A 22,921-nucleotide genomic window follows, 5' to 3' on the forward strand; every position below is an offset into this window, starting at 1 on the left:
GGCCGATTCACTCGGGTGGGTGATCCCCGCGCGCGCACGGCAGGGCTCGATCCAGGGTAGAGGCCGGGGGCGCGGGCCATGCGGCAATGCTTTGATCCGCTCATCGCGCATCGGCTCGCCCCCGAGGATGTGCGCATGGTGTGGATGATGTGGGACGCGGAGACCTCGTTCGTCGGCCGCACGGCTGAACTCGACCTGATCGCCTCGGTGATGAGCAGGAGCAGACTGGTCACCCTGAGCGGCGCGGGAGGGGTCGGCAAGACCCGGCTCGCCCAGCGGGTGGTGTCCCTGGGCGGGGCGGTGGCCGAGGGCGGCGCGGAGGTCGCCTGGGCCGACCTCTCCCCGCTGCGCAACGCACACCTGCTCGCGGCCACCGTCGCGGACGCGCTGGGGCTGTCCGACCACACCCCGAGGCTGCCGGCGGACGCGATCTGCGCGTGGATCGGCGACCGTCGGACGCTGCTGGTCCTGGACTCGTGCGAGCACCTGCCGGCCGAGTGCCGCAACCTGGCCGGCGACCTCCTGACGGCCTGCCCGAACCTGCGCATCCTGGCCACCAGCAGGGAGCCGCTACGGGTCCGCGACGAGGCGGTCGTCGAGATCGAGCCGTTCGGCACCGCGGAGGAGGCGGTCGCGCTGTTCACCGACCGTGCCGCGGCGGCGGGGAGCCCGATCGAGGACGACACCGACCGGCGACTGGCCGCGAGCCTGTGCGACCAGCTGGAGCGGCTGCCGCTGGCGTTGGAGCTCGCGGCCGGGCAGTTACGCAGCATGTCGTTGCGGGATCTCTGCGCGGGCCCGTACGCGGCGGTGGACCTGCCCCGGGCACCGGCCCGCAGATGGCCGCCGCGGCACTCGGCCCTGCGCACCACCATCGGCTGGAGCCACGAACTGTGCACCCCCGTGGAGCGGCTGTTGTGGGCGCGGCTCTCGTATCTGCCCGCCTCGTTCGACGACGAACTGGCCGGACAGCTGGCCGGCGGCGGTCCGCTCTCACCCGGTGGCGTCGGGTGGACCCTGGTCGCACTGTGCGACAAGTCCGTCGTCATCCGGAAGGACGGAACGTACCGGATGCTGGACGCCGTGCGTGAGTACGGCCGGATGTGGCTGTCCGAGCTGGACGCCGAGCAGGAACTGGCCCAGCGCCACGCCCAGTACGTGCTCGCCCGGACCCGGCAGGCGCATCGGGAGTGGTTCGGCCCGGCGCAGCGCGACTGGTACCGGCGGATCGGGTTCCTGCACGCGGACATCCGGCTGGCGGCCGACCATCTCCTGGCCACCGACCCGGCCGCCGCGCTGGAGCTGATCGGCAATGTCACCTTCTTCTGGGTCTGCTCGGGATACCTGTACGAGGCCCGCCAGTACCTGGAGAAGGCGACCGATCCGGCCGTCCGGGTGCCGAACGAGATCTGGGTGCAGGGGCTGTGGAGCCTGGGACTGACGCTGACCCTCCAGGGCGAGCAGGCCGCGGCGCACGAGACGGCCGCCGCCTGCCGGCGCACCGCCACGGCGGTCCGCGACGCCGACGGGCTCGGGCGAGCCGTCTACCTGGACGGCCTGCTGCACCTGCTGGAAGGGCGCCCCCTCGCCGCGGTCAGCGGTGTCGAGACGACGGAGGCCGCCGCCCTCCACGTCCGCCCGGAACACCTGACCGCACCGGCGGTGCTGTGCCGCCTGGTCCACGTCTTCGGGCTCACCGGCTCCGGCCGGCTGGACCAGGCCCGCCAGGAGGCACTGGAACTCCGCGACCTCTGTGCGGGGTTGGACGAGCACTGGACCCGCTCCTACGCGGAGCACCAACTGGCCCTCATCGCCTTCCTCACGGGTCGGCCACGCGATGCCGTGCGCCACGCACGGGCCGCCCTCGACGCCAAACAGCACATCGGGGACGCCTTCGGGATCGCCATGGTCATGGATCTCCTTGCCATCGCCCTCGCCGACGCGGGGGAGGAGCCCGCCGCCGCGTACGCCTTCGGCGCGGCGGCGCGCTTCTGGGAGACGGTCGGGCACCCGCAACGCGGCACGCCGGAGATGGCGGCACTGCGCAACGAGTGCGAGGACAGGCTCGTGCACCGCATGGGACTGAAGGGGTACGGCCAGACCTTCCGGCGGGCGGCCGCGAGCGACGCGCGCTCACTCGTGTCCTGGGGAGCGCACGGAGGACCGGTGCCCGAGGCGTGACCGACCGCTCAACTCAGGCTGAACGCCTGCGCGGCGGAGCCGTCGCAGTCCCAGATCCGGAGGCGGGTGCCGTTGGCGGTGGCGCCGCCGGGGGAGTCGAGGCAGCGTCCGGACTGGGGGTTGAGGAGGGAACCGTCGGCCTGTTGCGCCCATTTCTGGCCGCCGACGCCGTTGCAGTCCCACAGCTCGACCTCGGTGCCGGCCGCCGTGCCGTTGCCCACGATGTCGAGGCACCGCCCGAGGGTGGACAGCGAGCCGTCCGGGTTGTGTGTCCAGTACTGGTCCTCGGCGTACGTCTGGCAGTCCCACAGCTGTACGGCGGCGCCGTCGGTGCCGGTGTCGTCGGCGGCGACGTCCACGCACGTGCCGCCCGGACCGGTGATCGTCCCCTGCGGGCCGTTCGGCACGTCCGTCCGGCCGCTGTAGCCGACGGAGACGATGTTCGCCTGGACGGCGTTCTCGGCCGCGTCGGTGGGACAGCCGGAGACCATGACGCCCTCGAAGAAGGTGCCCCGGTTCCAGTTGCTGTTGTCGCCGCCGATGCCCAGGATGATGCCGCCCTCCTGCTGCATCGGCCGGTAGCCGCCCCGGGTGGGCAGCGCGCCGTCCCACCAGGTGCTCAGCCCGCCCGACCGGGAGTCGCCGCCCTTGAGCGCGTAGTTGGTCCGGCCGTCGTTCTTCAGTACGGCGGTGACGAAGGCGCCGCTGTTGCCCAGGTTGGCGGTGTTCGAGCCGTTGTCGCCCTGGAACATGCCGTTCTCCAGATCGGCCTCCACCCATGGGCCGTTGCCGGTGCACGGAGCGAAATAGCAGGTGGTGGCGATCGAGACGGCGTCCATGTGCCCGTTGCCGGTGTCGGCGGGGGTGCTCTCGGCGTTGCCGTAGTCGAAGCAGCAGGCGGAGCCGACGTGGGTGCCGCTGGCCACCATGTAGGCGCCTTCCGGCTGCCCGTTCACCGCGACGCCGGAGGCGACCCCGGTGTAGCGGTAGCCCACTGCGGGCGAGATCCAGAGGCCGTACACCTTGTGGCCGCCCGCGGTGACGGCGGTCTCGGACGCGTCGGCACCCCGGTCGGCACCTGTGCCGGAGGTGCCGGCGGGCGCGGGGGTGAGGTCGTTGTGGCGTCCGCTCTGGTCGTAGATCCTCGTGATCCGGCAGCCGCCGTCGACGGCGCAGAAGGCGTCCTGGGCCGCCGCGTCGGCGTAACCGCCCTGCGTCAGCGGTCCGATGTCGGCGGTGGCCCCGTCCGGGACACGGGTCACCTGGTAGAGCGGGCCGTCGTAGGAGGAGAGCAGCGCACGGGTGACGCTGTGCGCGGCCACGCACGGGGTACCGGCAGCGGCGTAGATGTCGCACGGCAGCGATCCGGCGGCCTGCGAGGCGGCCGGAAACCCGAGCAGCGTCCCCAGAGCGAGACCGAGGACGGCCAGCACGGCCGCCATCCGCGATCCCCGTAACTCCGTGATTGGCGAGTTCATGACATTGCGGGCGGGCGGGGAACCACGCATGGCGCGTCCCTTCGAAGCTGGAGTGGGGGGCGGGCCGCACCGAGGGCGCGGCGACACAGCTCTTGGACCGGCTCGGCCCGGAACCTACGCATGGTGTGCGACCGCGTCAATATGTGAGCACCGCTCACTCTGGTGGCGTGCGGAGGCGGAGTGGCCACTCGCGGGCAGGGGCCGTTTTTCGAGGTGAGGCGCTGTCGGTCGTGTCCCCGGCCGGTGCCGGTCGTTCCTCAGGGCATGAAGAGGATCATCACTGCCACCGCGCTCGCTCTGACCGGTCTGGCCCTTGCCGCCCCTGCCCATGCGGACGGATCCGCCTCCGGCCCGTCCCGTGACCTCGCCACCAAGGTCGCCGGGGCGCTCCCCAAGGCCGCGGTGGCGGGTCTCAACGCGGCCGCCACGTCCATGACCACCGGCCTCCAGGACCCGCCCCCGGCCAGGTGACCCCGGCCGTCATCCCTGGCCGCGCAGGCGGGGGACCGGTTGACGGGAGAGTTCGACGGTGCGCCGCATGTGCCGGTACGACAGGGTGCGCTCGTCCTCGGTGCGGTCGGCGCACATCTCCCGTCGTCCCCAGCCCGACTCGGACCACGGTTCCATGAGATCCCGGCATCGCCTCCGGGACGGGCTCCGCCCGGACCCGGCGGCGGTCGGGCGATCGCACCTGGCCGGTCAGGACCTGGCCGGCCCGGCGTCTTGCGTGAGCGGCTGCCGCAGCGGGCCGTTCGTGTTCCCGGGCGACCCCCGACGCGGTCCTACCGGGGCGAGCGCCGTGGTGGTGGCCCGGTGAGCAGGTGGTGCTCGTGGGACGCGTAGCGGGTGCGTTCACGGTCGGTGGCCCGGCGGCCGGACAGGACGGTGGTGAGCCAGCCGGCGAGGAAGCCCGCGGGCACGGACACGAGCGCGGGCGTGTTGTAGGGGAACCAGGCGAAGTCGGCGTCGGGGAAGGCGGACAGCGGCGTTCCGGAGACCAGGGTGGTGCCCGGGGTGAGGGCGAGCACGCTGAGCGCGCCCACGACGAGGGTGGCCAGGAGCGCCGTGCGCGTGTACCGGCGCCAGAAGAGGGTGTAGAGGAGCGCGGGCGCGATGGCGGAGGCGCCGAGGGTGAAGGAGACCGTGGCCAGCGGCTGGAGGCTGCGGCGCTGGGCGAGTACGGCCAGCAGGACGGTGGGGACGCCGACGGCCAGGGCGCTGAACCGGGCGAGGGCGAGTTCCCGGGCCGGGGCCGGGGGAGTGGCCCGGGACGCGGTCAGGTCGTGCGCGAGGGTGTTGGCGCAGGCCAGCGTCATGCTCGCGACGGAGGCGAGCAGGGTGAGGAAGACGGCGGTGGTGACGGTGGCGAAGAGCAGGCTCTCCGGCCGGGACAGAGTGGCGCCGAACGCGGCGCGGGCGCCCAGCAGATAGGCGGTCGTGCCGTGCGCGTCGGCGGCGGTGATGCGGTCGTGCCCGACCAGCGCGGTCGCACCGGTGCAGATCACCGTGAGCATCAGGATGAACAGGGTCACCGAGGAGACCGCCCAGGACATCGCGCGCCGGACCTGGCGCGGTGTGCCCGCCGTGTACATCCGCATGGTGACGTGCGGCAGGCAGGCGCCGCCCAGCACGATGGCGCACTGGGTGCTGGCCATGTCCAGAGCGGGGTGCGGGCTGCTGGAGTACTGGAGACCCCAGGTCAGATAGGCGTCGCCGGCCCCGCTCTGCCGGGCCGCCGCGTGGAACAGCGTCTGGGGCTGCCAGTCGAACGCGCGCAGGATCAGCACACTCACGACCAGCCCGGAGCCGAGCAGCGCCACGGTCTTGATGATCTGGACCAGTGCGGTGCCGGGCATCCCGCCCAGCGCCGCGTAACTGATCATGAGGACTCCGGCCCCGGCCACACACCCGTCCCGCATGCCGATGTCGGAGAACCCGAGGACGTACGCCAGGAGTTCCCCCACCCCGGCGAGCTGGACGACCATCATCGGGACGAGCGCGGCGAGGGTGACCAGGCAGGCCGTGACGCGGACCGAGCGGGCCGGGTGGCGGCGGGCCAGCGCGTCGCCCATGGTGTAACGGCCGGTGTTGTGGAGGGGTTCGGCCAGCAGGAACATCAGCAACAGCAGCGACAGCAGGGCGCTGAGGGCCAGGACGATGCCGTCGTAGCCGCACAGGGCGATGATCCCCCCGATGGTGAGGACGGTGGCGGCGGAGATGTAGTCACCGGCGACGGCCAGCCCGTTGCGCAACGGCGACAGGGACCGGTACCCGGTGTAGAACTCGGGGAGGTCGTCCGCCTCCGGGCCGGTGAGCACGCACAGCAGCAGGGTGAGGGCGACGACCGCGCAGAACGCGACCAGGGACCAGGACTGGGCGGAGCCGCCGAACCCGGTCACGGCGCGTGCTCCCGGTCCGCGCCGGACACGCTCGCCTGACGGCGGGCGCGGCGCGCCAGGGGATCCACGAAGCGGTGCGCGGCGGCTTCGTAGAGGAGAACCGCCAGCCAGGTGACCGGAATCTGGACGAGGGCCAGGACCAGCCCGGTCGGCAGCCCGCCCGGTCCGGGGCGGGCCATCAGGGAAGGGGCCTTGACGGTCAGGGTGAGGAAGGCGACGAAGTAGCCGAGCGCGGTGAGCGTCGCCACCCGCCGGTGCCACCGGTACGCCCGTCGCAGCAGGCGCAGGGTGCGGTGGGCGCCGGAGCGCGGCCCGGCCCGGCCGGTGCCGTACGCCTCCTGGCCGGTCGACCAGGTCGGGGACGGGCGGTCGTACACACGGTCGTACCTGCCGTCGTGGGAGGGGCCGTGCGAAGGCCGGTCCGAGGGTAATTCAGGCACATCGTAGGACATTTCGGCAACTCCTCGATGGGGGCCGCGCCCGGCCGTGGCGGAGCCGCGAGCGGGAAGAGCGGTTCGGGCGACCGCACGCCGTGCGGGCGGGAGGTCGTGGGAAGCCGTGTGCGCCGGTCGGTCGAGGACGCCGTGTCGTGCGTCGCGGTCGGGTGAACTGGGCGTAATGGTCCCGGACCTGGGCGTTTTCCGCCAGAGGTGCGACAGCGGCGGGCGCGGGCGGCCCGTGGCGGGTGGGGCTGACGTCGGGGTCTCCGTCGGGAGGTGATGAAGCATGGGTGGAGCGCGAGGTGGCGCGATTGGATCGAAAAATGCGCCGTCGCACACCGCTGCTGTGACGCACTTCATGGGTGGCCGCGGTCCCGGACGGTGGTTCGATCCGTTCGTCGCCCAACTCCCGAAGACGGCAAGGAGTTTGCGCGGCAACGATCAGGGCCTGGCCGTCGAGTGCGAACCGGCAGGGCTTCGGCGGCAGATGAAGCAGTCCATGAATTGTCGAATGCGAAGTACATTGCAATGACGGCGTCTTGAGCTCGCCCCGTAAAAACAGGCAGGTTTCGGACACTTCGCAACATTCATGAGCTTTCTGCGAAAGACGTGTGCTATGGGCGCTTATCTGTGTCCTCCTGTGGTGGTACAAGGCGAACATGTCGTGAAGACCGGCGAGATCCTGGCGGAGGTGCGCGGCCGGCACCCGCAGGCGCCGTGGCTGTCGCGGATCGACGGCATCGCCGCGAGCACGGGCATCGAGTCCCGTGGATGGATGCTGCCGCTGGCGGCGGCGGCCGGGCCCGGCGGCGGCACGGGTCTGCGAACTCCGGGCGCCGGTCCGGCCCGTACCGCACTGGCCCGCAACGGGTTCACCGACGACGAGGTGAACCGCGCGATCGCCGCGCTGGAGGCGATACCGGCGCCGCAGACCGTCCAGGAGCGCACCGCACCGGCCTGGGCGGCCGTGCAGACCTACGCGGAACGCGCGGCCCGCGAAGCCCTTCGGACCGCCGGACTGGACACCGCCGACGTCGACTGTCTGATCACCAGTCACTCCACCACCCCGGCCCTGCCCGGTCTGGACCTGGCCCTGCTCAACCGCCTTCAGCTGCGCGGCGACGTACTCCTGCTGCCGGCCACCCAGTGGGCCTGCATCGCCGGCACCCGGTCCCTGGCGCTGGCGGCCGACCTGGTCGCCGCGGACCCCGACCGGGTGGTCCTCGTCGTGATATCCGAGGCACTGAGCACCACCTACCAGCCCGCCGACGACACCCTGGAATCACTCATCGTCCGGCTGCTCTTCGCGGACACCGCCGTCGCCGTGGTGGTCACCGGCCGCCCCCGGACGGAGTCGGTCCTGCGCCTGGACGCGGTCTGGCACCACACCCTGCCCGGCACCACGGACCTGCACCGGCTGGAGACCCGGGACGACGGCACGCACTTCGTGATGGACCGCCGGGGGCCCCGCGCCGTGCAGGAGACGGTGACCGAGATGTGGAAGTGGCTGCGGGCGCGGCACCAGGACGACGGCACCCCTTGGCATCCCGATCTGCTGCTCGCGCATCCGGGCGGGACGCGCGTGCTGGAGTACATGGAACAGACGATGCCCGACTCGTGGCCGGAAGGGCTGCTGGCCCACAGCCGGGACAGTTACACCACGGGCAACCGCGGAGGGGCCGCCGTACTCGACATCCTGCGCCGCGCGCACGACGCCGGCCAGAAGTCGGGCAGCCGTACGGTGCTGTACGCGGCCGCGCCCGGCCTGACCGCTACGGCCGTCGAGGGGGAGTGGCTGTAGCCGGGGTCCGTCCCGCCCGGTCCGGCACCGGCGCTACGCCTCCAGCTCCGCCCAGACGGCCTTGCCGGTGTCGGTCCACCGAACCCCCCAGCGCGTGGTCAGCTTGTGGACGACGCGCAGACCCCGCCCGGTGTCGTCGAGCGGGTCACCGTGGTGCGGCCGCGGCCGGCCGTTGCCGGTGTCGCCGACCTCGCAGGTCATCCGGCTCCCGGCGTGCACCAGCCGTACCGTGACCGGCCCGGTGCCGAACCGGACGGCGTTGGTGACCAGTTCGCTGACCACCAGCAGCATGCTGTCCCGGGCCTGCTCGCCGGTGTGCCAACTGCGCAGCAGCGGAGCGGCCAGCGCACGGGCCCGCGCCGCGGTGTCGGCACGGGCGGGCAGCCGCCAGGTGGCGGTGTCCCGGCCGCGGCGGCCGGCCATCCGCGCGAGCAGCAGGGTGACGTCGTCGCGCAGGGGCTCCTTGGGGGCCAGCCTGGCGACCACGCGACGCGCGGCCTGTTGCAGATCGTCCCAGGGGTGCACCTCGCGCACCACGTCCGTCAGCCGGCTGATGCCCAGGTCGATCGAGACCGCGGGATCCTCCACCAGGCCGTCGGTGTAGAGGACCAGCAGTGAGCCGGGCGGCGCGGCGAACTCGTGCACGTCGAACGGCTCCCGTACGACGAACTCGGCGCCCAGCGCCGGGTGCGGCTGGGCCGCGACGGTCTCGGCGGACCCGTCGGGATGGACGAGGACCGGGGGCAGGTGGCCGGCGTTGGAGATCGACACCCGGTGGTCGACCGGATCGTAGACCGCGATGCAGCACGTCGAACCCAGCGCGCTGTACCCGGCGGCCAGCCCCGCGTCCGTGTCGTCCAGGAGCGTGACCGTCTCGTCCAGCCGCTCCAGCACCTCCCCGGGACCCAGCCCCGCCGACAGCAGCGCCCGAGCCTCCATGCTCAGCTGGCCCATGGCCGCGGCGGCCCCCAGGCCGTGCCCCACGACGTCACCGACCACCAGCGCGGTACGGTCACCCGGCAGCGGAAAGCTGTTCACCCAGTCACCGCCCACGCCCGCACTGTCCGGGGTGGTGGGCTCGTAGACACTGGCGACCTCGATGGTGTCGCTGCCGGCCCGCGGCAGCAGCCGCCGCTGCAGCGCCAGGACCTGGGCGTGCTCACGCTGGTGCTGGCGGGCCAGGTCCACGTGCCGGGCGGTCTTGGCCACGAGCTCCTGCAGATCCATGAGCTCGCTGTCGCGGAAGAGGTCGTCCGGCCGCCGCCAGACCTCCGTCACGCCCAGCACGATGGGCCTCGGCATGCCTCCGGGTCCCTCCACGACCAGCGGTATGCAGGCGACACTCACCGGTCGCTCGCCGGGCACCAGGGCGCGCATCAGCTGCGGATCGTCGAGCACCCGCTCGATCGCCGCGCGGTCGCGGAGGACGACGGCCTGTGGAACGTCGTCGCGCATGACCGCACCGGCCAGCAGTCGGCTCGCCTCGCGCGGAAGGTTGTCCCCGGGGGTCAGGTACCCCTCGGGCCAGGCCCGGTCCGGTACCAGGGCCGCCCGACGCAGCCGGATCCGCTCCTGCGCCTGGTCGGTGACCGCCTCGCCCGTCCATACGGCGTAGTCCAGGTTGACGGCGGCCACCTCCCCCCAGGCCAGCAGGGACTGGGCCAGCGACTGCGCGGTCTCCCCGATGTCCAGGGACGTCCCGATCGCGGTGGCGGAGGCGTACAGGTGCAGCCGCTTGGCCATGGCGATCAGGGAGACGGTCAGCCCGTGCTGCGGTGGTGCGGCCGGCAGGATGCTCATCGAGACCACCATCTCGGTCGCGTTGTCCCGTCGAAGCCGCTGCACCCGGGCGACGTGCGCCTCTCCCGTCTCCAGGACCCTCCGCAGCCGCTTCACCACCATCGGCACATCCCCGGGCGGCAGCAGGTCGGCGAAGGCGGCTCCCGGCGCGGCGGTCACCCCCGCGAACGGAGCGGCGTCCAGATTGGAGCCGCTGATCCGCAGATCCCGGTCGAGACTGACCACCCCGAGGATCTGCTCCCCGCCCTCGGCCTCCTCCGTCGAAGCGGCGGTACCCGCGGCCGCCGACGGGGTTCCGCCCTTCGGGATGTAGTCCCCGAGGGCGCCGCTGACCGAGTCGAACGGCGAAACGGAGGAGGGCGTGGGGTCCATGCAGCTCACACAGCTCGCTGACTCCGGCGCGTACCGGCAGATCTTCCCGAGTCCATGCGGTCGAACGCCGAGGACCCTCGACCGCACATCTCATGAGTAGCACAGATACCCTGCTCACCGAAGTGATAAAAGTGAGCAAAAGAACACAAACCGTTAGTGGCATCGGCGGCCTCCGACCCGCACCGCGGGTGTACGCCCGTCCGTTCCGCCTGCCCCTCGTCGACCTGCTGCGCGAGGCAGACCCGGCGGCGGCCCCCGGGCCTGCCGAGCTGACGGGGGAGAGGGGCGGGGCCGGGAGAAGCCCTGTCCCGCCGAGGTGCTCGACGAACTCCGCGTCCGTGACGACGCCGGGAATCGGCCACGGCCGTACCCGGACGACACGGGCGGCGCGCCCCTGCGCTGCTGCCTGCGCTCCAGTACCGCAGGTGAGCGGATCGCCCTGATCTCCTACGCCCCGCTGCGCCGTTGGGCGGCACAGACCGACGCCGATCCCGGGCACCTCACGGGCGGTCGCATGCTGGAGCTTCCCGGCGACGCCCAGACGGCCTTCGCGCACGCGCTGGCCGAGGCCTTCGCCGACCCCCGGACCGCCCAAGTGCACGTGCGCGCCGTCGAGTACGGCTGCTACCACTTCCGCGTCGACCGCCCCTGAAGGAGCAAAACGGAGGCCGACGGTGCGCCACCGTGCCCCGGGATGATTGTCTGGCCCTGGCCAATTCCATCCCGACCCGGCTCTGCCGGCAGGAGGACCCCGCGGTTATGAGCAGTGCCTACGCCTACGAATACAAGGTCGTCACCTTCCGGGAGTCGCTGATCGGCGACGCGCTGGACAGCGACAAGCTGGAGAAGGTTCTCAACAAGCACGCCGAGGACGGCTGGTTCCTCAAGGCGATCACGTCCGCCGACGTCAAGGGCCGGATAGGTCCCGGCGCCGTGGAGGGCCTGCTCCTCACCTTCGAGCGGCCGCGCGGCTGACCGGAGCCCTGCCGACAGCAAACCGAACGCCCCCGACCTGCCGAGGTCCGGGGGCGTTCGGCGCTCCGCGTCCGTGTCGTAGGGGCACGACGGGTGCATATTGCTCTGCAATATCTCGATGAAACAATGCAAGATTCTGCGCACCACTTCGTCAGGCGTGAGCCGCCCTCGCCGCCTCACCGGCCCGCACGCCCAGTGGGTGCAGACCGATCTCGGGCGGACCTCCGCAACACGACCAGCACATTCAAGATCGACATCGGGTGGTCCCCGTACCGCCCGCGGCCGTTGACGGTACGGTGACGCGGGCCGAGGACCATGGCCGGGTATGAGCGAACTCGCACGCGGGCGAGGCGGTCGCCACGATCTCCGCCGAACGACGCCGACGCCGGAGTCCGGCGAAGGCCACACCGGGACCACGGGCTCCGCGGCCTCCCTGACGCGCGTACCGATCTGGGCGCGCGGGCCCGGCCGCACGGCCGCCCGCCCGCTGGACTCGGGCGGTGAGCCCCTCGACGCCGGGGTACGGAGCGAGATGGAGGCGCGGCTCGCCACGGACCTCGGGGCGGTACGCGTCCACACGGGAACCGAGGCCGGCGAGGCCGCCCGCTCGCTCGGAGCGCGCGCCTACACGGTCGGCGCCGACATCGTCTTCGGCGCCGGGCAGTACGCCCCCTCGACACCCGTCGGCCGGTACCTGCTGGCTCACGAACTGACGCACGTCGTGCAGCAGGGACCCGGGACCGCCCCGGCGCGCTCCGGTCCCGGCCCGGCGGCCGCGGAACGCGAGGCGAACGCCGTGGCCCGCAGCGTCACCGGCAGCGGCCGCACCCACCCGCCGGTACGCCGGGACCCGGCCACGGCCGGACACGTCCAGCGGTTCGACAGCTTCGAGCACGTCCAGCTCGGCGACACGTCCGCCGGCGGTCCCGCCGGATACCTCCTGCTCGACGCCCACACCCGCGACCTGCCGCAGCACGCGACGCCGACCGTCGGCTGGCCGCCGGACTGGATCGCCCGCTACAACAACGGCTCGCCGGACCAGCGCCGTGCCATCACCCAGGGCCTGACCTACGGCGAGATCCTGGCGCTGTCCGGGGACATGTACGCCGACATCGACCCGCAGACCCTGGCCACCTCGGTGGCCGGGACGATGCAGCGGATCAACAGCGCGTCGCTGGTGGAGATCTACGACCTCATCCCGATCCTGCACTCGCGCGCGGCCACCGGGGAGTTCGAGACCGCCTCCACCGGGAAGATCGAGGCCGTGACCGGTGGCCGTTACCTGACCCTGGCCGCCCACAACGTCTCGCACTTCTCCAACGTCGGCGGCGGCCACAACAACATCGGCACCTGGCGGGAAGGGCACAAGGCCGCCCTCACCCTCGCCGCCACCGGCCAGGCGAGCGCTGCTTGGGCGATGAACGCGGCCGCGGACCACTTCCTCACCGACGCGTTCGCCTCGGGCCATCTGCGCCCGGACCGGGAGCACGAGGTGCACAGCACGGTGCCGGGGCTGGGCAGCGTCAAGAGCAAGGTCTGGCACGACCTCGACAACGAGTTCGGCGTCGCGGTCCACAACCAGCGGGGCGACCGCTGGCTCGCGTTCGGCGACGACAACCTCAACCACGTCCAGAACATGGTCCAGAAGTCCTTCGAGGCACGTGCGCCGGACATCCAGGGAGCCTTCGGCGCCCTGGCCGGACGACAGCCGATTCCCGGCATGGTGCCCCCCTCGCCGGCGACGGAGGGCGACGGGGTGCGCATCGCCCGCGAGGCCGTCGAGGCGTCGAAGGCGGACATCCAGACGGCCCTGCGCACACACAAGGTCCCGAGCGGGCCGTTCGCGGCCGAACAACTCGTACCGGTCGTCGACAAATGGAGCGAGAACCGCTGGGGAGAGGACGACTTCGCCGCGGAGATCGGGCAGTTGGCCTGGTCGGAGCTGCCGGGACAGCTGGCCGTGAACGGCGACACGCGCGCCAGGGAATGGATCGCGCGCCAGCCCGAGGGAGCCCTTCGCGACATGCCGCTCGACGAGAAGGTTCGGATGACGGAGCGCCTGCTCTCCGGAGCGATCAGCAACGACGACATCGACGCCGTCGTACGGCTCTACCGGGCCGGCGGTCCCGCCCACCAGTCCAGGCTGCGTCAAGTGATCGAACCCGTGATCCGCGGTCGCCAGCTCTCCCGGCTGCGCGCCCTCCTGGGCCGTCCCTGACCCCGGGAACCCGCTACGCCCTCGCGGGCCCGCGCCGCCCCCGGCTCAGTGCTCGCGGGCCCGCAGGCGGCGCAGCATGCGGGCGTCCTCGAAGCCGACGGCGCGGGCCGCGGCATCGACCGTGGCGCCGTGGCTGATGAGGTGCTCGGCGCGTTCCAGCCGGAGAGTCTGCTGATAGCGCAGCGGGGTGAGGCCGCCGGTGGCGCGGGTGAACAGACGGGTGAGCGTACGTTCGCTCACGCCCACGGTCGCGGCCAGGGCGGCCAGGGGCAGCGGCTGGTCGAAGCGGGCGTCCAGCAGGTCCTGGGCGTGGTGCACGGTGTCGTCGAGGTGGGACCGGTACCTGAGCATCGCGCTGGCCTGCGGTTCATGCCCGTTGCGCCGCGCGTAGACGACCATGTCCCGGGCCACCTGCGCGGCGACGGCGGGGCCGTGCCGGGTGGCGACCAGGTGCAGGGCCAGGTCGATGCCGCTGGCGATGCCGGCCGAGGTGACCACCCGGTCGTCGGCGGTGTGCAGAACATCGCGGACGACCGTCGCCCTCGGGTAGCGGCGCGCGAGCTCGTCCTGCACATCGTGGTGGGTGGTGCAGCGGCGGCCGTCGAGCAGCCCGGCCCGGCCGAGCGCCTCCGCTCCGGCGCAGACGCTGGCGACGGTCCCGCCCCCGGCGTGGTGGTCCCGGAGCGACCGCAGGGCGGCCGAGCCGATGGCGGGACCGCCGGCCAGCGTGAGCGCCCGCCAGCCCGGCACCACGATCAGGTCCTCGGGGCCCAGCTCGGGCCAGTCGAGCCGGGCCACCAGCGGCAGGCCCTGGGCGGTGGGGACCACCGGCTGCTCCGCGACGTAGTCGAGCGTGTAGGGGTGCCCGAAGTCGGCGGCCGTGGAGAAGACCTGCGCGGGGCCTGCCAGGTCCAGCAGATGGAGTCCGGGCACCAGAAGGAAGACGATGTGGCTCACGATCCGGTCATCATGCCCGACTCCCGGCCGCGGCCTCCAGTTCGCCGACCGTGGCGATGGTGGCGAAGCGTCCGGCAAGGGCGTACTCCGTGCGCCTGATGATCTCCTCGGCGCTCAGGGTCCGGGGGTCCGACAGCAGTTCCGCCACGCTCCGGTCGGCGGGTGCGGCCCGGTGCGGGATGGGGTTGGTCGCGGTGGCGTCGACGACGAAGGTGACCTGATAGCCGAAGTCGCTCGCGACCCGGGTGGTGGTCTCCACGCACTGCTCGGTGCGGATGCCGCAGACGGTGAGCTCGTGGATGCCGCGCTCGGTGAGGAGCTGCTGCAGGTTGGTGGTGGTGAAGGCGTTGTGCGAGGTCTTGTGGAGCAGCGGTTCGGTGTCAAGGCGCTGCAACTCCTCCATCAGCCGGACCTGTCCGAGGGCGGGGTCGAAGACATCGCCGCTGCCGGGCTCGGAGTGCAGCACCCACACCACCAGGTCCCCGGCCCGGCGGGCGAGCCGGACCAGCCGGTCCACCTGGTCGGCGATCTTCGGGTCGGAGATGGTCTCCCACAGCGGGCGGGCGCGGAAGGATTCCTGGACATCGATGACGATCAGTGCTCGGGTCATGCCTCCAAGCCTGCCCGGCCGGACCGAGCCGGTGACAGGCCTCATCGGGTCCGGGCCCGGACCGATCCGGTCACGGCCGGGGCCGTGAAATCCCCTCCTCGACGCGCCCGGCGGGACCGGTAGGCCGCCCTCGCGGCACGACGCCCGGTCGGCGGTGACGCGCTCGTGACGGCACGGTCACGGGGGCCCTGCCATCGTCCCTGGAACGAGAGAACGGAGGGACGACGCGGTGGCGAACTACCAGTCGATCGGATCGGTGGCCGAGGCCGTTGCCCGGCTGTTTCGGCAGGCGTGGCAGCCGGCGCTGCTCGGCGGGATCGAGCCGCAGTTCGACGTGTACCAGGGCAAGGACTTCTCCACCCCGATGGCCCAGGGCGTCTCGGTCTTCGTCTACCAGGTCAACGTCGACCAGGTACAGCGCACCCTGCCACCGGCGGCCCCCGACCACCGTCGCCCGCTGCCGGTGCGGATCTCGTTCCTGCTCACGGCCTGGGGACAGGACGCGTCCACCGAGCACGACCTGCTCGGCTGGGCGATGCGTACCATCGCCGACACCCCGGTGCTGTCGTCGGGCTTCCTCAACGCCGCCGTACCGGGGGTGTTCCGGCCCGAGGAGACCGTCGAGCTGGTGCCCATGGACATGAGCGACAACGACGTCTTCCAGCTCTGGCAGGTGCTCCCGGGCAGCCTCCAGCTGTCGGTGCCCTACCTCGCCCGGGTCGTCCGCGTCGAGTCCGACCTCACCGTGCCGCAGGGCGCGCCCGTCCAGGTGCGCGAGCTGGCCGTGGGAACGGCGGCCGGCTGATGGGCGTCCCCGGAGAACGCGAGCGGATCGGATACCGGGCGCCGCTGGCGGTGCGCTGCTTCGACGCGGCCGGTGCCCCGTTCGCCCGGGACGGCCTGAGCGCCGTCGCCTGGCCCGAGAACGACCCGGCGACGACGGTCCGCGCCACCCCCTCACCGTTCTCGGACCTGCTGGGCTTCGGCAGCGTGCCGGGCCGGCGCGCCCACCAGCGGGCCCGATCCACCGACGGCGAGCCGCTGAACTGGCCGGCCCCGGCGGCTCCCGAGCCGTTCGTGGTCCGGGTGACCGACCGCGCCCGCCGGTATCTGCCGACGACGGTCCTCGCCGAGGTGCCGGCCGGAACGCCGGTCGCCGTACCGCTGTATCCGGCCCCGGGGCGGCAGGCGCCGACCGGCTGGGCGGTCGTGCGGGGCGAACTCCACGGCGACCCGGACGGGGGACCCCTCGGGTGGGGGGTGGTGGAGGTGTCGACCGACGCCGGCCGCCACGCCACCGTGAGCGACGCCGACGGCCGCTTTCTGCTCTGCCTTCCCTACCCCGAGGCGCTGCCCGAACTGCCGGGCGGATCGGCGGCGGACCCCGCACCCGGCTCTACGGACCCCGCACCCGGACCCGCGGGCCTCGCCGCCCTCACCTGGCAGGTCACCGTCGCGGTCCGCTGCCAGCCCGGCGCCCTGCGCCGGCCCGTGGACTCGGCCGCGCAGGACCCGCCGTACCTGGACTCGATCCTCGGGCAGGCGCCCGCGCGGATCGACCTCGGCGGCGGACCCCAGCCGACCGTCACCGAGACGCTCACCTTCGGCACCGCCCTGGTACTGCCCCTCACGGTGGTGCCCTCGTGAACCCCGGCTCGACTACCGAGCCCCGGCCCGAACCAACCAAGCCCAGCCCCAGCCCAGTCGAACGAGCCGCGGAGGCGACCCGACGATGCCCCAATACCTAGCACCCGGTGTCTATGTCGAAGAGGTCGCTGGCCCCCGGACCATCCAGGGAGTCAGCACCAGCACGGCGGCCTTCATCGGGCCCACCCGCTCCGGCCCCACCAGCGGCCGGCCCGAACTGCTCACCTCCTACGCCGACTTCACCCGCCTCTACGGCGACGCGGTGGACCTGGAGTTCGAGGACGCCGGCCGCTTCCCCAACTACCTCGCGCTCGGCGTCAAGGGCTTCTTTGACGAGGGCGGCAGCAGCCTGTACGTGATGCGCACCTTCGCCCGGACCGCCGCGGGCGCCCCCGAGGACGACCACGGTCTCGGCTCGGTGCCCCGCGACACCGACGCCCCCCGGCTCAGCCTGCGGGCGCGCTTCCCCGGACAGGCCGGGAACCTGCGCGTCACCCTCACCCTCCGCTCCGGCACCAACGCGCTCACCGCCGGCGGGGACCTCACCCGGGTCCGGGAGTTCGACACCGTCTGGGCGACCAGGACCGCGTCCGACGACAAGGGCGTGTTCACCGTCCGCCGGGACCCCACCACGGGGGCCTGGACCCTCACCGGCGGCGCGTTCGCGCTGGCGCTGGACGAGGCCGGCGGTGTCTACCCGCTCACCGCCCTGGTCGAGGTGCAGCACCCGACCGTCGACGCCCAGGGCCTGCCCGCCTTCGGCCCGCCCCAGGCGGTCGGCGAGTTCGGGTTCGACCCCCGCGCCGTCGGCACCGGCATCACCACCGTCCTCACGGCGAACCCGCCCACCCGCCGCGCCGCGCTCAGCGTTCCGGTCGCCGTGGAGGGCGTGGCGGGGCTGGGCCAGGTGTCCGCCGACGACCTGCCCCGGGTGATCGCCGCGGCGCTCTTCGACGCCACCATCCTGGAGACCAGCCCCGTGGCGACGACCCCGCTGCAACTGCGGCAGCGCGTCGTCACCCTCACCGGCGGCAGCGACGGCAACGCCCCCGACGTCACCGAGTACGAGGGCGACCCGACCGGCTTCGCCGACTACCAGGACAACGCCACCGCGCTGCCCTTCAACGGGCTGCTCGCCTTCGAGTCGGTCGACGACGTCTCCATCGTCGCCGCGCCCGGCTCCTCCACCGGCTGGGACCGCACGACCGCCGCCCAGGGCAAGGCCCGCGCGATCGCCAACGCGGTGATCAACCACAGCGAGCGGATGATCTACCGGGTGGCCGCGCTGGACACGCCGCCGGGCTTCCTGCCCGACGAGGCGCTGGACTACCGCAACCAGCGCTCCTCGACGCACGCCGCGCTGTACTACCCGTGGATCACCGTCAGCAGCCCCGTCGACGGGAGCCGGGTCGACGTCCCGCCCGCCGCCTACCTGGCCGGGATCTGGGCGCGCAGCGACAGTGCCCGCGGTGTGATCAAGGCACCGGCCAACGAGGTCGTCCGCTCCGCGCTCGACCTCGAGACCCGGCTCAACAAGTCCCAGCAGGAGCTGCTCAACCCGCAGGGCGTCAACTGCCTGCGCTTCTTCCCCGGTCCCGGGTTCCTCGTATGGGGCGCCCGCACCATCTCCGACGACCCGGAGTGGAAGTACCTCAGCATTCGCCGGTACTTCAACTTCCTGGAGAAGTCGATCGACCAGGGCACCCAGTGGGTCGTCTTCGAGGTCAACGGGCCCGCCCTGTGGGACGCCGTACGGCACACGGTCGAGGGGTTCCTGTTCAACGAGTGGAAGAGCGGCGCCCTGCTGGGCGCCAAGCCCGAGCAGGCGTACTTCGTGCGCTGCGACGCCTCCACGATGACCGCCGACGACCTCGACAACGGCCGGCTGATCTGCGTCGTCGGCGTCGCGGCGGCCAAGCCCGCCGAGTTCGTCGTCTTCCGGATCAGCCAGTCGACGGCCACCCAGTCGGCCTGAGAGACGGCGACACCCACGGCCGGACAGCGGCCAACCGATGAGGAGCGGCAATGGCAACCCAACGTGACAACCCCTACGGCGGCTTCAACTTCCTGGTGGACTTCGCGACCGGCGACGCGAGCACGGTGCGCGGCGGCTTCCAGGAGGTCAGCGGCATGAACATCGAGGTGACCTCGGCGGACTACCGCGCCGGGAACTCACCGGTCAACCATCCCATCAAGGTGAACGGCGTCTACAAGATCGGCGACGTGACCTTCAAACGCGGGCTGATCGGCGCGCTGGACCTGTTCCAGTGGGTGGCCGCGATCCGCTCCGGCGACCAGTCCGCGCTGCGCACCGTGCACGTCTCCCTGCAGGACGAGGCGCACAACGGCCCCGTGATGACCTGGACCCTGCTGAACGCACGGCCGCTGCGCTACACCGCGCCGTCGCTCAACGCCAAGGCGGGCTCCGAGGTCGCGATCGAGGAACTCGTCCTGTCCGTCGAAGACATGAGCGTGGAGTAGCCCCCATGGCCGCCTCGACCCTCACGTTCTCCGGACGCCTGCCGGGCGTCGACGTCGCCGCCGCACCGCCCGCGGCCGACCTGCCGTTACGGCTGGACGTCGCGGCCTTCGTGGGATTCGCCCCGCTAGGCCCGCTCGACCTGCCGGTCGCGGTCGAGGACGTCAACCAGTTCACCGCCGTCTTCGGAGGCGAACTGGTGCTGGCCACCGACGCCGGCGTACCGGTGTACGCGCGCCTGGCCGGGGCGGTCAGGGCGTTCTTCGACAACGGCGGGCGGCGCTGCCACGTGGTGCGGGTGGCCGGGCCGGGCGCCCGGCCGGCCCGGTGGACGGTGCCGGGCCTGCGGATCTGGCAGCCGGACGGCACCGTGACGGGGGCCGTCGTCGAGGCGGCCTGGCCGGGCGCCTGGTCCGCGGGCATCCAGCTCGCCACCCAGCTGCTGTCCCGGCCGCTGGCCCTCACGGGCAGCTACCGGCGGTCCACCCCGACGGCCCCGGGACAGTTCCTGCCCGCGACCGGCGCGCCGGTCCCGGTCCAGCCGGGCGACCTGCTGCGGTTCACCTTCGGCCCGGACCACCCCGCCCTGTACACCCGGGTGCGGGGGCAGCTGCCGGGCACCGCCGCGGTCGCCATGGACATCGAGATGCCGTACACCGCCGGCTCGGACCCGGCGGCCGAGGACCGTCCCGACCCGGGCGCGCTGGCCGCACTCCCCGCCGAACTCCCTGTCGTCTCCGCCGAGTTGCTGCGTATGGACCTGGTGATCCGGCAACTCGGGCCCGACGGTTCACGGTTGCTCGACCGGCAGACCGACCTCGCCTTCAACGCGGCCGCATCCCCGGCCGGTTCGGCGGTCGTCCGCCCGGTCCCGACGGTCCGGCCGGTGTGGACGGACGTCCTGCAACCCGCCGACGACCAGGCGCCCGTCAGCGGCCGGTCGACGGTGCTGCGCGCGGACCCCGAATCCCTGTCGGCCGTGACGACCGGCCTCGTGGTCCCGGTCGGCATGAGCCCGCCCGGCGCCGTCACCGAGCCCGCCGACCCCGACGTCGACGGCACCGACGACCTCGGCACCTTTCCCGTACGGTCCTTCACCGACCCGGCGCTGGCCACGGCGACCGTGTACACCCTGACCGAGGACGCGGCCCAACTGACCGGCCCGGCCCGGCCCTCCGGCCGGCTCGCCGGCGTCCATGCCCTGCTGGACGTCGACGAGGTCGCCCTGGTGGCCGTACCCGACGCCACCCACCTCGGCTGGTCCCCGGCGCCCGCGGACCCGGACACCGCTGCCGGCCCGCCCGTCCTCGACGACCCGGCCGGTTACGACGAGGCCGCACTGCTCGACGTGCAGAGCGCGCTGGTGACGATGTGCGCGGCCCGCGGCGACCTGGTGGCGCTGCTCGGCGTCCCGGCGCACTATGACGCCGACCTGGTACTCGGCTGGCAGCAACGGCTCACCACACGCGGGCCGTTGTCCGACGCCGGCACCTCCGGCACGTCGCCGCTGAGCTACGCCGCCTACTGGCACCCGTGGCTGCGGGTCCTGGAGAACGACCCCCGCTCCACGGCACCGCTGCGCACCGTACCGCCCGACGGCACGGTGGCCGGCACGATCGCCGCCCGCGAACGGGACCGCGGGGCCTGGATCGCCCCCGCGAACCTGCCGCTGCGCGGTCCTGTACAGCTCGTCCCGGCCCTGACCGGCACCGACACCGCCAAGCTGTTCGACGCGCATGCCAACCTGCTGCGCCAGCGCCCCGGCACCATCACCGCACTCAGCGCGCACACCCTGTCCGCCGACCCGGCGCTGCTCCAGCTCTCCGTACGACGGCTGCTGATCCTGCTGCGCAGAACCGCTCTGGCCGAGGGCGCCCGCTACACCTTCGAGACCGACAACGACCGGTTCCGGCAGCTGGTGCGGGCGCGGTTCGAGCGGGTGCTCGCCGCGCTGGCCGCCCAGGGCGCGTTCGAGGACTACCGGGTGGCCACCGCCGAGGGCGACGACGGCACCGTGATCATCACCCTCCAGGTCGCCCCGACCAGTCCGGTCGAGTTCATCACCGTCAGCCTGGTCCGCTCCGGCGAGGGCCTGCTCGACGTACGGGAGGGCTGACGATGACGGCCAACGATCCACCCTTCACCGCGTTCCGCTTCGACGTGACCCTCGACCTGGACACCGCCACCCCCGGTTTCACCGGCCCGCTGTGCGACGCGGCCTTCGCCGAGTGCGAGGGCCTGGAGATGACCATGCAGCCCAGGACCGTCGAGGTCGGCGGCAAGAACGACGGCCAGGTCCACCTGGTCGGACCCGTCACCCACGGACAGCTCACCCTGCGCCGCGGCATGACCGACAATCTCCAGCTCTGGCAGTGGTTCACCCGGGGGACCCGGCCCGGCAACATCCGCACGGCACACGGCACGATCACCCTGCGCGCGGCCGACGGCACCCCCACGCTGCGGTTCACCCTGACCCACTGTCTGCCGGTACGGATGCGCGCACCGGCCCTGCACGCCCGCGACGGACTGATCGCCGTCGAGGAACTCGGGCTCGTCTACGAGCACCTGGACATCGCGCTGCCCGACGACACCACCCCCTCCGCCGCGCCCGGCACCCCGGCCACGGCCTCACTGGGCGGGGGGTCCCTCTGATGGGCACGGCGACCATCACCGAATGGGACCTGGTCAAGCACACCCAGGTCGACCCGGGCGTCCACCTCGTCGTCGACTTCGACCCGAAGAGCCTGCGGCTCACCTACAGCCCGACGGGCGTCACCGGCGCCGACGCGGCCACCAGGTCGGGCGCCTTGAGCAAGTTCGCGTCCCAGCAGACCGGCCAGTCGACCACGCTCAGCGTCGAACTCCTCTTCGACACCAGCGCGGAGAACACCACCGTCCAGGCCAAGACCGAGCAGATCGTCCGGTTCACCAAGCCGGACACCTCCAACCCCAGCGCCCCGGCACGGCGCGGGATGCGGTTCGCCTGGGGCTCGTTCCTGTTCGAGGGCGTGGTGCAGAGCCTCGGCCAGACCATCGACTTCTTCTCCGACACCGGTGTCCCGCTGCGGGCCACCGTGGAGATGACCCTCACCGAGGTGCGGCCGCCCGACCAGAGCGCGGCCCCGCCGCCGTCCGCCCCGCCTGTCAGCTTCGGCGCCGGAGCCGGAGCCGGGGCGGCCGCCCCCGCCGCCCCGGTCGGGACCACACCGCTGACGCTCAGCCAGTCCGGGGACACCGTGCAGTCGATCGCGGCACGGTCCGGCGCCGGCGTCTCGTGGAAGACCATCGCCGCCGCGAACGGCATCGACAACCCGAGGCTGCTGCCACCGGGCACCGTCCTCGACCCCAGCGCCCGTCTCTCCTGACCCGGAAGGACCGAACCACCCGTGCGCATCGACATCAACGAGCTGGAGATCCTCGAACCGGACACCCCGGCGGGACCGGACACGCACCCCGCCGAGGACACGAGCCCGGCGCGCCGACCGGCCGCCGACCTGGGCGAACAGCTGCGCCGCTGGCAGCGCGAGACCCTGGCCCGCGAACAGCGGCTGCTGGCGGACTGAG

21 protein-coding genes are annotated in these 22,921 nt (G+C 72.7%); 14 read left to right on the forward strand and 7 right to left on the reverse strand.

Annotated features, from left to right (window positions below; translation table 11 throughout):
• The first annotated feature begins 135 nt into the window (after window positions 1-135).
• The gene (locus tag IEZ11_RS07860; protein WP_189261887.1) at window positions 136-2,181 is read left to right on the forward strand and encodes an ATP-binding protein; all 2,046 of its coding nucleotides are present in this window, start codon (window positions 136-138) and stop codon (window positions 2,179-2,181) included.
• Between the two features lie 8 nt (window positions 2,182-2,189).
• Here the strand turns inward: IEZ11_RS07860 and IEZ11_RS07865 are convergent, their stop codons facing one another.
• The gene (locus IEZ11_RS07865; RefSeq protein WP_229712868.1) at window positions 2,190-3,623 is read right to left on the reverse strand and encodes an arabinofuranosidase catalytic domain-containing protein; all 1,434 of its coding nucleotides are present in this window, start codon (window positions 3,621-3,623) and stop codon (window positions 2,190-2,192) included.
• A gap of 300 nt (window positions 3,624-3,923) precedes the next feature.
• Here IEZ11_RS07865 and IEZ11_RS07870 point away from each other — a divergent pair, with 300 nt between their 5' ends.
• Window positions 3,924-4,130 (forward strand): hypothetical protein, encoded by a 207-nt coding sequence (locus IEZ11_RS07870; protein ID WP_089106986.1) that lies wholly within the window; start codon window positions 3,924-3,926, stop codon window positions 4,128-4,130.
• A 9-nt stretch (window positions 4,131-4,139) separates the two neighbouring features.
• On the opposite strand, the gene IEZ11_RS07875 is transcribed toward IEZ11_RS07870, so the two are convergent.
• The 3 genes from IEZ11_RS07875 to IEZ11_RS07885 form a co-directional block, all read right to left on the reverse strand.
• Window positions 4,140-4,286: a hypothetical protein gene (locus IEZ11_RS07875; RefSeq protein ID WP_189261888.1), complete on the reverse strand. Its 147-nt coding sequence runs from the start codon at window positions 4,284-4,286 to the stop codon at window positions 4,140-4,142.
• Between the two features lie 155 nt (window positions 4,287-4,441).
• The gene (locus IEZ11_RS07880; protein WP_189261889.1) at window positions 4,442-6,058 is read right to left on the reverse strand and encodes a sodium/solute symporter; all 1,617 of its coding nucleotides are present in this window, start codon (window positions 6,056-6,058) and stop codon (window positions 4,442-4,444) included.
• Window positions 6,055-6,510 carry a DUF485 domain-containing protein gene (locus tag IEZ11_RS07885; RefSeq protein WP_189261890.1) on the reverse strand — a complete coding sequence of 152 codons (456 nt, stop codon included), beginning with the start codon at window positions 6,508-6,510 and terminating at the stop codon, window positions 6,055-6,057. The genes IEZ11_RS07880 and IEZ11_RS07885 overlap by 4 nt, the downstream gene beginning before the upstream one ends.
• Before the next feature lie 604 nt (window positions 6,511-7,114).
• Between IEZ11_RS07885 and IEZ11_RS07890 the strand changes: the two genes are divergently transcribed.
• Complete coding sequence (locus IEZ11_RS07890) at window positions 7,115-8,299, forward strand: beta-ketoacyl-[acyl-carrier-protein] synthase family protein (protein ID WP_189261891.1); 1,185 nt, start codon at window positions 7,115-7,117, stop codon at window positions 8,297-8,299.
• A 33-nt stretch (window positions 8,300-8,332) separates the two neighbouring features.
• Here IEZ11_RS07890 and IEZ11_RS07895 read toward each other — a convergent pair whose 3' ends face one another.
• A complete protein-coding gene (locus IEZ11_RS07895; protein ID WP_189261892.1) occupies window positions 8,333-10,471 on the reverse strand; it encodes an ATP-binding SpoIIE family protein phosphatase in 2,139 nt (712 codons plus the stop codon).
• Between the two features lie 316 nt (window positions 10,472-10,787).
• Here IEZ11_RS07895 and IEZ11_RS07900 point away from each other — a divergent pair, with 316 nt between their 5' ends.
• From IEZ11_RS07900 to IEZ11_RS50625, 3 genes are all read left to right on the forward strand, one after another.
• A complete protein-coding gene (locus IEZ11_RS07900; protein ID WP_189261893.1) occupies window positions 10,788-11,123 on the forward strand; it encodes a DUF1203 domain-containing protein in 336 nt (111 codons plus the stop codon).
• Between the two features lie 107 nt (window positions 11,124-11,230).
• Window positions 11,231-11,446, forward strand: a complete 216-nt coding sequence (locus IEZ11_RS07905) for a DUF4177 domain-containing protein (RefSeq protein WP_189261894.1) — start codon at window positions 11,231-11,233, stop codon at window positions 11,444-11,446.
• 325 nt (window positions 11,447-11,771) lie between these two features.
• Window positions 11,772-13,664: an eCIS core domain-containing protein gene (locus IEZ11_RS50625; RefSeq protein ID WP_229712869.1), complete on the forward strand. Its 1,893-nt coding sequence runs from the start codon at window positions 11,772-11,774 to the stop codon at window positions 13,662-13,664.
• A 45-nt stretch (window positions 13,665-13,709) separates the two neighbouring features.
• Here the strand turns inward: IEZ11_RS50625 and IEZ11_RS07915 are convergent, their stop codons facing one another.
• Both IEZ11_RS07915 and IEZ11_RS07920 read right to left on the reverse strand, forming a co-directional pair.
• Window positions 13,710-14,621, reverse strand: coding sequence for a GlxA family transcriptional regulator (locus IEZ11_RS07915; protein ID WP_189261895.1), 912 nt, complete (start codon window positions 14,619-14,621; stop codon window positions 13,710-13,712).
• 10 nt (window positions 14,622-14,631) lie between these two features.
• Window positions 14,632-15,231 carry an isochorismatase family protein gene (locus tag IEZ11_RS07920; RefSeq protein WP_189261896.1) on the reverse strand — a complete coding sequence of 200 codons (600 nt, stop codon included), beginning with the start codon at window positions 15,229-15,231 and terminating at the stop codon, window positions 14,632-14,634.
• A gap of 229 nt (window positions 15,232-15,460) precedes the next feature.
• On the opposite strand from IEZ11_RS07920, the gene IEZ11_RS07925 reads away from it, so the two are divergent.
• The 8 genes from IEZ11_RS07925 (at window position 15,461) to IEZ11_RS07960 (ending at window position 22,920) form a co-directional block, all read left to right on the forward strand.
• On the forward strand, window positions 15,461-16,036 hold the full coding sequence (locus IEZ11_RS07925; protein ID WP_189261897.1) for a Pvc16 family protein: 576 nt from the start codon (window positions 15,461-15,463) through the stop codon (window positions 16,034-16,036).
• Window positions 16,036-16,878, forward strand: a complete 843-nt coding sequence (locus tag IEZ11_RS07930) for a hypothetical protein (RefSeq protein WP_189261898.1) — start codon at window positions 16,036-16,038, stop codon at window positions 16,876-16,878. Before IEZ11_RS07925 ends, IEZ11_RS07930 begins: the two co-directional genes overlap by 1 nt.
• Window positions 16,879-16,963: 85 nt before the next feature.
• Window positions 16,964-18,853 (forward strand): phage tail sheath subtilisin-like domain-containing protein, encoded by a 1,890-nt coding sequence (locus IEZ11_RS07935; RefSeq protein ID WP_189261899.1) that lies wholly within the window; start codon window positions 16,964-16,966, stop codon window positions 18,851-18,853.
• 50 nt (window positions 18,854-18,903) lie between these two features.
• Window positions 18,904-19,359 (forward strand): phage tail protein, encoded by a 456-nt coding sequence (locus IEZ11_RS07940; RefSeq protein ID WP_189261900.1) that lies wholly within the window; start codon window positions 18,904-18,906, stop codon window positions 19,357-19,359.
• Between the two features lie 5 nt (window positions 19,360-19,364).
• Complete coding sequence (locus IEZ11_RS07945) at window positions 19,365-21,473, forward strand: phage tail sheath protein (RefSeq protein ID WP_189261901.1); 2,109 nt, start codon at window positions 19,365-19,367, stop codon at window positions 21,471-21,473.
• Window positions 21,474-21,475: 2 nt separating this feature from the next.
• Window positions 21,476-22,009 carry a phage tail protein gene (locus IEZ11_RS07950; protein ID WP_189261902.1) on the forward strand — a complete coding sequence of 178 codons (534 nt, stop codon included), beginning with the start codon at window positions 21,476-21,478 and terminating at the stop codon, window positions 22,007-22,009.
• On the forward strand, window positions 22,009-22,722 hold the full coding sequence (locus tag IEZ11_RS07955; RefSeq protein ID WP_189261903.1) for a CIS tube protein: 714 nt from the start codon (window positions 22,009-22,011) through the stop codon (window positions 22,720-22,722). The genes IEZ11_RS07950 and IEZ11_RS07955 overlap by 1 nt, the downstream gene beginning before the upstream one ends.
• Before the next feature lie 21 nt (window positions 22,723-22,743).
• A complete protein-coding gene (locus tag IEZ11_RS07960; protein ID WP_189261904.1) occupies window positions 22,744-22,920 on the forward strand; it encodes a hypothetical protein in 177 nt (58 codons plus the stop codon).
• The last annotated feature ends 1 nt before the right edge of the window (window position 22,921 follow it).

Origin of the sequence: Streptomyces fuscichromogenes (genome assembly GCF_014645815.1) — a bacterium.
GTDB classification, from domain to species: Bacteria; Actinomycetota; Actinomycetes; order Streptomycetales; family Streptomycetaceae; genus Streptomyces; species Streptomyces fuscichromogenes.

Excerpts from the sequence above, each read along its gene's own strand:
- IEZ11_RS07860 (WP_189261887.1), top strand. The coding sequence starts at position 136 with ATGGTGTGGATGATGTGGGACGCGGAGACCTCGTTCGTCGGCCGCACG.
- IEZ11_RS07865 (WP_229712868.1), bottom strand. The coding sequence starts at position 3,623 with ATGGCGGCCGTGCTGGCCGTCCTCGGTCTCGCTCTGGGGACGCTGCTC.
- IEZ11_RS07870 (WP_089106986.1), top strand. The coding sequence starts at position 3,924 with ATGAAGAGGATCATCACTGCCACCGCGCTCGCTCTGACCGGTCTGGCC.
- IEZ11_RS07875 (WP_189261888.1), bottom strand. The coding sequence starts at position 4,286 with ATGGAACCGTGGTCCGAGTCGGGCTGGGGACGACGGGAGATGTGCGCC.
- IEZ11_RS07885 (WP_189261890.1), bottom strand. The coding sequence starts at position 6,510 with ATGTCCTACGATGTGCCTGAATTACCCTCGGACCGGCCTTCGCACGGC.
- IEZ11_RS07890 (WP_189261891.1), top strand. The coding sequence starts at position 7,115 with ATGGGCGCTTATCTGTGTCCTCCTGTGGTGGTACAAGGCGAACATGTC.
- IEZ11_RS07895 (WP_189261892.1), bottom strand. The coding sequence starts at position 10,471 with ATGGACCCCACGCCCTCCTCCGTTTCGCCGTTCGACTCGGTCAGCGGC.
- IEZ11_RS07905 (WP_189261894.1), top strand. The coding sequence starts at position 11,231 with ATGAGCAGTGCCTACGCCTACGAATACAAGGTCGTCACCTTCCGGGAG.
- IEZ11_RS50625 (WP_229712869.1), top strand. The coding sequence starts at position 11,772 with ATGAGCGAACTCGCACGCGGGCGAGGCGGTCGCCACGATCTCCGCCGA.
- IEZ11_RS07920 (WP_189261896.1), bottom strand. The coding sequence starts at position 15,231 with ATGACCCGAGCACTGATCGTCATCGATGTCCAGGAATCCTTCCGCGCC.
- IEZ11_RS07930 (WP_189261898.1), top strand. The coding sequence starts at position 16,036 with ATGGGCGTCCCCGGAGAACGCGAGCGGATCGGATACCGGGCGCCGCTG.
- IEZ11_RS07935 (WP_189261899.1), top strand. The coding sequence starts at position 16,964 with ATGCCCCAATACCTAGCACCCGGTGTCTATGTCGAAGAGGTCGCTGGC.
- IEZ11_RS07940 (WP_189261900.1), top strand. The coding sequence starts at position 18,904 with ATGGCAACCCAACGTGACAACCCCTACGGCGGCTTCAACTTCCTGGTG.
- IEZ11_RS07945 (WP_189261901.1), top strand. The coding sequence starts at position 19,365 with ATGGCCGCCTCGACCCTCACGTTCTCCGGACGCCTGCCGGGCGTCGAC.
- IEZ11_RS07950 (WP_189261902.1), top strand. The coding sequence starts at position 21,476 with ATGACGGCCAACGATCCACCCTTCACCGCGTTCCGCTTCGACGTGACC.
- IEZ11_RS07955 (WP_189261903.1), top strand. The coding sequence starts at position 22,009 with ATGGGCACGGCGACCATCACCGAATGGGACCTGGTCAAGCACACCCAG.